Origin of the sequence: Shewanella sp. SM101 (assembly GCF_025654465.1) — a bacterium.
Lineage (GTDB): Bacteria > Pseudomonadota > Gammaproteobacteria > Enterobacterales > Shewanellaceae > Shewanella > Shewanella oncorhynchi.
Window position 1 is genome coordinate 127,108 of sequence record NZ_JAKKRH010000008.1, and the last position, 10,128, is coordinate 137,235.

Consider the following 10,128-nt stretch of genomic DNA (forward strand, 5'->3'; position numbering starts at 1 on the left):
AACCATAAACTCTAGGGTGATTAATTCGCTTTCGTTCCAATGCTTAATGCAGGATCGACCCAAGCCGCAGAGCCATAAAGCGGCACTGTTGAGAGCGCATGTTTATGGCTGCCATTGGTCTCTTTCGTCGAATAGGACAAATACAACAGAGTCTGATTTTGCGCATCGTAAATTCTACGCACTTTTAATGACTTAAATAAAATACTCAGGGATTCAGTGAAAATCACTTCGCCGTGTTTTCCCATGTCTATCTTCGCCAGATCGGCCGCAGTAATTGGCCCAGTTTGACGGCAACTGATCCCCATATCGGACGGATCGGCAAAGTCTAAATTGGCTTCGATACGACTGATATGGCAAGTCACCCCAGGTATTTTAGGATCGTTTTTAGCATCAATAATTACATCTTTAGTGGTAAAAAGCCCTAAGCTCACCTTACCCACATCGTCACCACAACCCGCAAGCAATAGACCTACAGAGGCCGCAAACGCACACTTCAACAGAGTTTTCATTATTACTTCCTAAATATTACGAACTAAGTAAAGTATAAAAAAACAAAACTATCTCTTACGGATTTCAAGTGTGACATCTGGCGCATCTTCCCAGTTAATGGGTTTAATATCAGTGACACAAGAAACGCCTGGACGAGTACTTTTATAGGAATTTACACCTGTAACTTTACCATCGAAAAACCAAAAAATACGGTAATCATGATAACCAAAACCAGCCCCAGTTTTACAAAATTGCCATGCCTCATTCTCTCCTTGGAACTGACGATCATCAGGTGGCCCCATAATATTAAGCACTTGTTCCTTGGTATCTCCAGCATTAACTAAAATAGATTGCTTATCGAGTGAACCACAACCTGAAAGTATGATGAAGATACCTAACAATAAAATTCGATACATAATAACTCCCTGTTATATATTTAAATTCTAAGCTAATTCATTTTGCAAATAGCTTTTGTGCCCAGCGGGTTAATCCGGCTGTCACTGAGCCAAAGTGATCGCCGACCACGACCGGAATATCGGGATAAATGCCAGCAATTTTTGCATAAATCGCCGGGCTTCGTGCCGTACCACCCGTCACGTAAATCACATCGGGTTTACACTCTGCTTCAGCGGATAAATCCTCTGTTGCTGAGCGGTTTACCGCGACATTTGTTGCAGCCAAAGTTTTCGCAGCTTGCGTGAGCGCTTGGTGCATCAGGGCTTCCACTTTCGTCAGCGACGGCTCAATGGCATTTTCAAACAATTCACGACTCACACCCGCGTGCAGCGCCGCTTCGATAAAATCCAGATTAACATCAGTATTATCGGTATCTGACAGTGCAATTTTCGCACGCTCGGCTTGGCGAACCAGTTGATAGCTTAACTGCTGCTGTTGCACCTTTAACAATCGCTTCAGTAACTGTGGCTGCTCGGCTTCTTTAACCAATTCATCAATCAATTTACGGCTACTTAAGGTACTGAATTCTCGCTGAGCGCTAATATCATTCACTGCGACCGCATTCCAAAATGTTTTACTGGGCATAGGTTTGCCATTGATCATCAAGGAGCCTAAACCAAAGTGCGGCATAAAGGCATTCATTGCAAGGGCGATATCAAGATCGTTACCGCCGATCCGCTGGCCGCTGTGACCGAGGAAATCTTCACTGCGATCCGCTTTTTGTTTATGGGCGGGTCCCATTTTGACCACAGAGCAGTCCGTTGTACCGCCGCCTACGTCAACGACCAATACCGTTTTGTTGTCGGTCAAGGTCGCTTCATAATCCATCCCCGCCGCTAACGGCTCGAACAGAAAATCAACGTCGATAAAACCCGCGCGTTTTGCCGCTAAGGTCAAAATGGCTTCGGCCTGACGGTTACTCTCTTCACCGCCTATGCCTTGAAAGTTCACCGGACGACCAATAATCGCATGGGTGATCATCGCAGTGCTACCCTGTTTCACAAGGTCTTTTTCAACTAACACAGATTCGGCGCGTACTTTAATGTGCTGCATCATCAGGGTAACAATATCTTCAAACAGGGCCACTTGTTCGGGTCTAAGCCCTGTCGCGCCTAAAAAGGATTTTGGCGAACGGACATAGAATCCCTCCTCCGGCATCTCTAAATACGCGCTCACCGCCTGCTCGCCAACAAATACAGCCTGAACATCGGCATCGAGATCTAACTCATGGCGCACCATACGGGCACGGCTCAATTGTGCGGCGCGCTTTTTGGCGTAATCGGCTTTTAACTCAATAGGAAGACCACGATAAACCGCCTCGGCGATCAGTTCCCTGTCCATCGCGTATAAGGTCGAAGGCAAATAAGCTGATTGCTCTGATAACGCCAATAACTGCACACCATCACCCAGCATGATCCCTACGGCGCAGTTAGCACTACCATAATCAAATCCAACAAACATACCTTTTACTCCCGCGATAAAAAAGCCGAGCAAGATAACATAGTTTGCGATAATGCCCAAGGAGTTAACACTGACAGATTTATCCTCAAGGAAGCCGCGCTTGCACAGTTTCTCAAGACTTAAATCGCAGTAACGCGAACAGAATTTAAGCTCAATCCAAGATGATCATCATAAGGTCATATTTCTGTCACACTCGTCATCAAGTTGACATATTTCCCTCGTATCTTTATCCCAGATAAATCCCAGACTGATTTTGGCGTGTACGCAATATTTATCATTGAAATTCCTTCACTTGTCGGCAGTAAATCTGATTGCACAACGGCGGATGAATGCTATTGTATATTGCGCCATGACGCTTGCTTAAAGGAGCTGTGCAGTGTCCCCGAATACCGATAAACTTTCGATTGATAAAGAACTCTCTTGGTTGTCTTTTAATGAGCGGGTATTGCAAGAAGCCTGCGATCACAATGTTCCCTTAGTGGAGCGAGTGCGCTTTTTAGGGATATTTTCCAATAACATGGATGAGTTTTTTAGGGTGCGTGTGGCTGCGGTCAGACGCTCCATTTTGCTCTCATCCCTGCAGGAAGGTCGCAGTAATAGCCGCCATTTAATGGCCAAGATCCAATCGAAAGTGATGGCATTGCAAGAAAGGTTCGATGGCATATACACGGATTTAATGCGCGAACTTGTACGTCGTAATATTTTGTTAATCAATGAGAAACAATTAAGCGAGTTCCACAGCGACTGGCTGAAAAAGCATTTTAGAGACCATTTCAAACGCCATATCGCGCCGCTTATGGTCAATAATAATCGCGATCTGATCAAGCAAATCAACGACGACGCCACCTATTTGTGTGTGTGTTTGTTCACTAAAGCTCGCCGCCAATACGCCTTAGTCGAAGTGCCGACTAAAAATGTACCGCGGTTTATCGAACTCCCAGCCGAAAAGAGTAAAGCGAAAAAATATCTGATTTTATTAGATAATATTATTCGCCACTGCGTAGATGAACTCTTTGGTCCCTTCTTCGAGTACGATGCTATCGAAGTGTATTCGATGAAGTTAACCCGCGATGCCGATTTTGATATCACTGACGAGCTTGAACAAACCCAGCTTGAGAAAATGACCAAGGGATTGAAAAAACGTCTTACCGCCGAGCCTGTACGCTTAGTGTATGACAAAGAAATGCCTGAACACATGTTGGTGATGCTCAAAGAAAACCTGAACATCAGCTCGACCGAATGTTTGATCCCAGGCGGGCGTTACCACAGCTTTAAAGACTTTATCGCCTTCCCCAACCCGAGCCGCGACTACCTCGAAAACGAAAAACTACCGGCGCTCAATAGTGCAGGTTTTGGCCGCAGTGCCAACAGTTTCGATGCGATTCGGATGGGCGATATCATGCTCAATTATCCGTACCATAAGTTTTCCCACTTTACCGAAATGGTGCGCCAAGCGGCCTACGATCCGGCGGTGCGCTTTATTCGAATTAATTTATATCGAGTGGCGAAAAAATCCCATGTAATGCAATCGCTTATCGATGCAGTGAAAAACGGCAAACAAGTCACCGCCGTCATTGAACTCAGGGCCAGATTCGATGAGCAATCCAACATCGAATGGACCCGCATCTTGGCCGAAGCGGGCGTCAAAGTTCACCACGGTATCACCAGCTTAAAAGTACATTCCAAGTTGTGCTTGATTGGCCGCGAAGAACAAGGGGAAATCAAACTCTATTGTCACGTTGGCTCAGGCAACTTTAACGAAGGCACGGCGCGGGTCTACACTGACTTGTCGCTGTTCACCGCCAATCAAGAAATTGCCCGAGAAGTAGAGCAAGTATTTGACTTGATTGAACATCCGTATCGCCGCGATAATTTCCAGCATTTAATCGTGTCGCCCTACGATGCCAGACAAAAACTGAGTCACTTAATTGATAATGAAATCGTTAATGCCCAGAGCCATATGAAGGCGGCGATTACCTTAAAATTAAATAACTTACTCGATGAATCCTTGGTCCAAAAACTCTATGAGGCTTCAGCCGCTGGGGTCAAAATCAAGTTACTTATTCGCGGCATGTGTTCGCTTATCCCGCAAATTCCGGGGATCAGCGACAACATCGAAGTCTATAGTATCGTCGACCGATTCCTCGAACACTCGCGGGTGATGCTGTTCCACGCGGGTGGAGAGAACAAACTCTTTATCTGCTCCGCCGACTGGATGAGCCGCAACATAGATAATCGCGTTGAAGTGAGTGTACCGATTTATGATCTGCGCCTAAAACAGATGATAATGGATATTTTATCCTTACAATTCAATGACAACACTAAAGCACGTGTCATCAACAAGGAACAAAGTAATCCTTATCGGAATCGCGGTAACAAACGAAAAGTGCGTTCTCAAATTGCCATTTATCAATATCTGATTAATTATGAGAAGCGCCAACTGCAAGAATTTAATGCCTTACGTATGTCCACCCATGAGGGTGACGCTGAGCGAGAAGTGAAAACTCAGCCTGACATAACACCAGAGTTACGGGCCAAAGCCAGCTAACCGCTGGCTTTATATCGCTTTGATTGCCTAAGGATAATCCGATTGGTAACCACATATTCGCACACACAGTCACACGTTACGCCCAGCAATGTACTCGCAAACTCTAAATCGCGTCACTTTGTCGCCATCGATATGGGGTCGAACAGTTTTCATCTGGTCATCGCCCGCGAGCAAGATGGCAGTTTGCAGATTTTACATAAAGAAAAACAACAGGTTCAGCTCGCCACTGGACTCAATGCGCAAAATATTCTCGACAATGACGCCATAGAACGTGGGCTCAATTGCCTACGGGATTTTAACCAACGATTTTCCAATCTCGACCAAGCGCAAGTAAGATTAGTCGCCACCCACACTCTGAGAATCGCCAAAAACCGCGATCAGTTTATCGAGGCGGCGCTCGCCATCATGCCCTATCCGGTGGAGGTCATTTCGGGCCATGAAGAAGCGCGTTTGATTTATAACGGTATTGCCCAAAGCCAAGTGCTAGGAAAAAGTAATTTAGTCATCGATATCGGTGGCGGTTCTACCGAAGTGGTGATCGGCCAGAAAAATACCCCAACTCAGTTATCTAGCCTGCGCTGCGGTTGTGTGAGTTTTAATGAGCGTTTCTTTATTGATGGGCTCATCACCCCTGCCTCATTTCGCGATGCCCAAAGTGCGGCCGATAAGCAGTTCGCGTCGCTCTCAAAGGAATATTTCGTGGGCGGCTGGGAACTCACCTTGGGTAGTTCAGGTACAGTGAAAGCCATCTGCGAAGCAATTCAAGAAGAGCACGGCGATGAAACCATCACGCTGCCACGACTCAAACAGCTCAAAATCAAGTTGATCAAATGTGGTCATATTAGCCAAATTCAATTTGCCAATGTCGATGATAAACGCATTCCTTTAGTGCCCGCCGGACTGGCCATTTTAATCAGCTTTTTTAGGCGCTTACCGATTCAAAAACTTGAGTTTAGCCCAGGCGCACTGCGTGAAGGCGTACTCTATGAACTGGCAAAGATTGGTCAATATCAGGATATTCGCCACCGCACCGTCGACAGTATTGCCCAGCTTTATCATATCGATATGGCCCACGCCGCTAAGGTACGCGACACTGCCATGGCCTTGTTTGAACAGGTCGCCGACGAATGGCAATTAAGGCCCCATGCGCGCTTGCTTGCCTATAGCGCGACTTTACATGAAATCGGATTACACATTAATTCAAAATCCCTGCACAAACACGGCGGTTACATTATCAGTAACAGTGACTTACCTGGGTTTAGCGAAGCATTACAGCTGGATTTAGCGCGGCTTATCACCAATCACAGAAAGAAGCCTAACGAATTAATGCTCGCTGAACTCGATCCCAACCATAAGCTCACACTCAATCGCCTGCTCTGCTTGCTTAGGCTCGCTGTCTTGCTCAATCTTGGCCGTATCGCTAAGACGCTGACCTTAGATCATATTAAAGTGATCCCCGATGGACTCATGCTAGTACTACCAAGCCATAAGCGGAAAATCAGCTTGTTTATGAAAGATTTACAGCGAGAACAAAAACAAATGCTCACCCTTGGAATGAACCTGCGTTTAGTGTCGAGTCTGACTTAGCGGTTACGGCGTTAGCTCAGCCTAACGTGGCCGAGCCGAGTGTGGGTTAACTCTGTGTGAGTGTATTTAGCGAAGGATTCGGCACTGTTCGGCGCTAAAATATTGCCCTTAATCGAGGGCCATTATCTCGCCTAAAACAAGGTTAAGTTAGCTGTCAATCTGGCTAGGTAACCGGATTTCAACAGCATAGCGGTAGACTTAATCCATGCGCCACAACAGATTAAAGTTTAAAGGATTTTTAACCCTTCACTAAAGCACAAATTCCTGCTCGCGCGTTTGCCGCTGAGTGGGGATTTCTGCTATCATCCACGGCTGACTAATCATAATTCCACGAATTTAAAGATAATCAGAGTCAAACCCTTTTTATCTCGCGATATCAGCCCCATCGCCTGCAGGTACAAGTATGATTAACCACTTTAGTGTGCTTGGTATAAAACCCAGTGCCAAAGAAGACGACATTAAAAAAGCCTATCGACGGCTGTCAAACAAATATCATCCCGACAAGTTGTTAGACGCCTCGGAAGAGGAAAAGCAGCAAGCCGCCGTACAACTTGAACGCGTTAAAAATGCTTATGATGTGTTGTCCGATCCTAAGCGACGTAATGCGTTTATCAAAGATTTCAATAACGTCATAGTGACCGATCCCGCTAGCGCCATGCGCGAGCTGTGGGATCAATTTTATCCTTGAGCGTTTTCTAGAGTAGTGTCAAATGGTCAAAAAACTGAATATCTCACGCATTAATGAGCTAAAAAATAATGCCTACGACAATATCGAGTCCTACGACGATCCCGATACACCTAAAGCGCTAGAGCAATTTACTAGCCAAATCAAAAAGGTGTTAGAAGCCGATCCTAAGATGCTCGATACTGTGCCTGAGTACCTGCCTGTCGCGCTTTACGGTCGAATTAAGTTTCCCGCCGAAGCCAAACTCAAGTGGGCACATTGGATAAACACGGCTACTCAACCCGAGTGGGATGAGTTTAAAGTCACGATTGGCTTTAACAATGCCGATTTACCTTTAGTGTTAGCCGTGCGTGGTTACTCGGAAACCTTACTGATTGAAAGCTGCGCCGTACTGTATTTACTCGAAACTCAAGGTAAAGCAACACCAGCAGCAAAACATCACGACGACGATGAAGATGATGACAACGATTATGTTGGCACCTCAGATAACGACGACGATGATGAAGGCGAAGAGGAAGATGGCTACTACGATCACTACGATGATGAGGACCGCTAATGAACACTAGTCTCATTGAGATTACCGTCGCCGAAATTAAAGAGTTGGCGGACGTAGAGCCAAAACAAGCGAGCAAACGCTTTGAAATCATTGCAAATACCATGAGCGACGAGCAATTAGTCGAAGTCATCGAGCACATGGATATCGTCACGCTGACCCAAATCAACAGTCACCATGATATCTCTTGTCCTTCGATCATGTCTGAACTCATGACCCCAGAACAAATTCGCGACATCGTCTGTCAGCAACCTTTGTACTGGGAAGAAAAAATCAAAAACAATGCCGAAGAACTTATTCAGCATACCTTTGATTTTTTGACCTATTTAATTCGCATCCAAGATAGCGAAGAAAAGCAAACTGCGATTCTAGAATGTATCGCCGAAGATCCAGCGGGCCTGTTCTACCTGTCGATCCCTTTCATCGAAATGATGTTAGGCGAGAAACATGAAGATGATGACGGCTACACAGATCTCTATGATGACGAAGAAGACACTGAAACCATCGGATACGACAGCCGCGTCGCCAGTGAAGATGCACACAGCCTCAGCATAGACGACCCACGCAGCCTAATGGCCTTGATCCACGAGCTCGCGCCCGATGTGGAAAAAGCCATTAAGAGTCTGCTGCGAAACGAAAGCTCAGGTTGGGAAATGATCATCAGCAAGTTTGTCAACGAGCTGGTTATTCAAGCCAAAGAGAAAAACCAAGTGACAGATGAATACGCTGAAGTCGATGATATGTTTAGCTTTCTGGATTAAGGAATTATTTGATGCAACTGGTACTGCGTGATGTAGATCAAGGACCCTACCTGAGCAAGGTATTGATCCAAGGCCAAGCAGACGAAACGCTGAGCGGTGAACAGCTGTCACAAATCAAATCCAAAGCCATTTTGATGAGCCTCAAACTGGCCGATAAGTTTTACAACAAGTACAAAATGCACCTGCTCGAACAAGCGGCGCACGATGTCATTGGTGTGGTGAGTCTTGGTTTGATGGAATTATCAAACCAAAACCCGCAGCAGGCGATACGCCTGTTGATCACCGCCGATGGCGTAGTCAAATGCTTCCAAAAAGGCTGGAGCATGCTCAGCACTGTCAGCAAGCACAAACTCGTCAACGGCAAGTCACTGTACGGCGATGTCGACAAGTTCTTGCTTGAACAAGTGTCTAGCCCGCCAGATGCGGAAGAATGGTTAGGCTATGAAGCCTATCAAGATGCCCTGCTTGAACACCAACGCCAACAGTCAATTGCGGCCTTATTGGCACAGTTTTACGCGCAATCGAGCTATGATCCGCTAGATTTTCTCAATTTAGAGAGTGTATTAGCCGAAGCAGTACTGTATCGATTGTTGTTTGATGGCGCCAAAGTCAGACAGGATTTGAAAAAGCGTATCGGCAAAATCACCTTAAAAGAGGAATGGTTTACCCGTGAGCATATCGAATTGGAAACCCAGAAAGCGTTAGCAGAATTACCCGCAGAACTCGCTGAAACAATCAGTAAAGATCTCGGTAAAAACTTTGTCCCCGCCCTACTGCGTACCCTGCACTTTGCGAAAAGCTACCGCGAACTCTTACTCAGCGACGCTTCACCTGAACGCTTAGAAAGATTCGAACATAAAGAAGGTCTCGTCGGCCTTCTCGGCTGGCCACTCTACATAGTACTTTGACCGCTACTTTGATCGGTAATATGATCAATAGGTTAACGAGTGCTTGACTCGCTTAAAATGAGTGCTTTATTGAAAAATAAAGCACTTTTTTACTGTCTTTTGTCTCTATGCCCAATCTCAATAATCAGTATTGAGGTCTCAGTTTTGAGTGGTTTTAGCTTGAAAATAAGTGACTTACAGAGATATAACTCTTCAGTTAGATAAATTCTGGAGATTCATCCCTCCTCAGATAACCCCAAATCCGAAACATGCCATTTTCTATCGAATAAGGAATTGAATATTGGGCTAATTGTGCGCTTACAACATCAGAAAAGTCCGTCACTCGATCCGCCACTAATCGGCCTAGCCATTCTCTTTTGAATGGATCAACTTCTAACCACTCAATGGTTTCTGCTATTTCAAGTAACTCATGCCACCACACAGCAGTAAAACCCTGAAGAATCCCCTGATGATTTACAAATAAATCATCAAATTAGGGTGGAAGCGCATCTTGTTGCATGATCAAATGGTTTCGCCAAAAACTACACTTGGACAACAAGATGCGCGAAGCCAATATCCTACAACATTCTTTACACCAATACTGCCCAGAACTTCACCTAAAACGATTAAACAGCTTGATGCTGGCCTCTAAGGCACTGATTGAATGTAAGACACTGACCTTGACTGAGTTAGGTCGAAAT

Annotated in this window: 10 protein-coding genes and 1 pseudogene; 7 read left to right on the plus strand and 4 right to left on the minus strand. The window is 45.5% G+C overall.

What is annotated here, in order from left to right:
• Nucleotides 1-20 precede the first annotated feature (20 nt).
• The 3 genes from L5M38_RS06580 to yegD are packed head-to-tail and all read right to left on the minus strand — an operon-like array spanning nt 21 to nt 2,406.
• Nucleotides 21-509 (minus strand): CreA family protein, encoded by a 489-nt coding sequence (locus L5M38_RS06580; RefSeq protein ID WP_131525552.1) that lies wholly within the window; start codon nt 507-509, stop codon nt 21-23.
• 48 nt (nt 510-557) lie between these two features.
• Nucleotides 558-905 (minus strand): hypothetical protein, encoded by a 348-nt coding sequence (locus L5M38_RS06585; protein ID WP_263166477.1) that lies wholly within the window; start codon nt 903-905, stop codon nt 558-560.
• A gap of 37 nt (nt 906-942) precedes the next feature.
• The gene (yegD, locus tag L5M38_RS06590) at nt 943-2,406 is read right to left on the minus strand and encodes a molecular chaperone (protein ID WP_263166478.1); all 1,464 of its coding nucleotides are present in this window, start codon (nt 2,404-2,406) and stop codon (nt 943-945) included.
• Nucleotides 2,407-2,782: 376 nt separating this feature from the next.
• Here yegD and ppk1 point away from each other — a divergent pair, with 376 nt between their 5' ends.
• The 6 genes from ppk1 to atcC all read left to right on the plus strand — a co-directional run bounded on the left by ppk1 (nt 2,783) and on the right by atcC (nt 9,448).
• The gene (gene ppk1, locus L5M38_RS06595) at nt 2,783-4,954 is read left to right on the plus strand and encodes a polyphosphate kinase 1 (RefSeq protein ID WP_028760273.1); all 2,172 of its coding nucleotides are present in this window, start codon (nt 2,783-2,785) and stop codon (nt 4,952-4,954) included.
• Nucleotides 4,955-4,996: 42 nt separating this feature from the next.
• Nucleotides 4,997-6,541: an exopolyphosphatase gene (locus L5M38_RS06600; RefSeq protein ID WP_411568974.1), complete on the plus strand. Its 1,545-nt coding sequence runs from the start codon at nt 4,997-4,999 to the stop codon at nt 6,539-6,541.
• A 403-nt stretch (nt 6,542-6,944) separates the two neighbouring features.
• Nucleotides 6,945-7,229 carry a J domain-containing protein gene (locus L5M38_RS06605; protein ID WP_263178610.1) on the plus strand — a complete coding sequence of 95 codons (285 nt, stop codon included), beginning with the start codon at nt 6,945-6,947 and terminating at the stop codon, nt 7,227-7,229.
• A gap of 22 nt (nt 7,230-7,251) precedes the next feature.
• The gene (gene atcA, locus L5M38_RS06610) at nt 7,252-7,782 is read left to right on the plus strand and encodes a cold adaptation protein AtcA (RefSeq protein ID WP_011789682.1); all 531 of its coding nucleotides are present in this window, start codon (nt 7,252-7,254) and stop codon (nt 7,780-7,782) included.
• Nucleotides 7,782-8,540: a cold adaptation protein AtcB gene (gene atcB / locus L5M38_RS06615; RefSeq protein WP_173245325.1), complete on the plus strand. Its 759-nt coding sequence runs from the start codon at nt 7,782-7,784 to the stop codon at nt 8,538-8,540. The genes atcA and atcB overlap by 1 nt, the downstream gene beginning before the upstream one ends.
• An 11-nt stretch (nt 8,541-8,551) precedes the next feature.
• Complete coding sequence (gene atcC, locus L5M38_RS06620; RefSeq protein ID WP_006081327.1) at nt 8,552-9,448, plus strand: cold adaptation protein AtcC; 897 nt, start codon at nt 8,552-8,554, stop codon at nt 9,446-9,448.
• 196 nt (nt 9,449-9,644) lie between these two features.
• Here the strand turns inward: atcC and L5M38_RS06625 are convergent, their stop codons facing one another.
• Nucleotides 9,645-9,890 (minus strand): DUF6678 family protein, encoded by a 246-nt coding sequence (locus L5M38_RS06625; protein WP_317630240.1) that lies wholly within the window; start codon nt 9,888-9,890, stop codon nt 9,645-9,647.
• Nucleotides 9,891-9,987: 97 nt separating this feature from the next.
• Here L5M38_RS06625 and L5M38_RS06630 point away from each other — a divergent pair.
• Nucleotides 9,988-10,128, plus strand: a pseudogene (locus tag L5M38_RS06630) (IS4 family transposase); the annotation flags it as partial.

Bases quoted from the DNA above. Each gene is read 5' to 3' on its own strand.
- L5M38_RS06580 (WP_131525552.1), bottom strand. From the start codon at position 509: ATGAAAACTCTGTTGAAGTGTGCGTTTGCGGCCTCTGTAGGTCTATTG.
- L5M38_RS06585 (WP_263166477.1), bottom strand. From the start codon at position 905: ATGTATCGAATTTTATTGTTAGGTATCTTCATCATACTTTCAGGTTGT.
- yegD (WP_263166478.1), bottom strand. From the start codon at position 2,406: ATGTTTGTTGGATTTGATTATGGTAGTGCTAACTGCGCCGTAGGGATC.
- L5M38_RS06605 (WP_263178610.1), top strand. From the start codon at position 6,945: ATGATTAACCACTTTAGTGTGCTTGGTATAAAACCCAGTGCCAAAGAA.
- atcA (WP_011789682.1), top strand. From the start codon at position 7,252: ATGGTCAAAAAACTGAATATCTCACGCATTAATGAGCTAAAAAATAAT.
- atcB (WP_173245325.1), top strand. From the start codon at position 7,782: ATGAACACTAGTCTCATTGAGATTACCGTCGCCGAAATTAAAGAGTTG.
- atcC (WP_006081327.1), top strand. From the start codon at position 8,552: ATGCAACTGGTACTGCGTGATGTAGATCAAGGACCCTACCTGAGCAAG.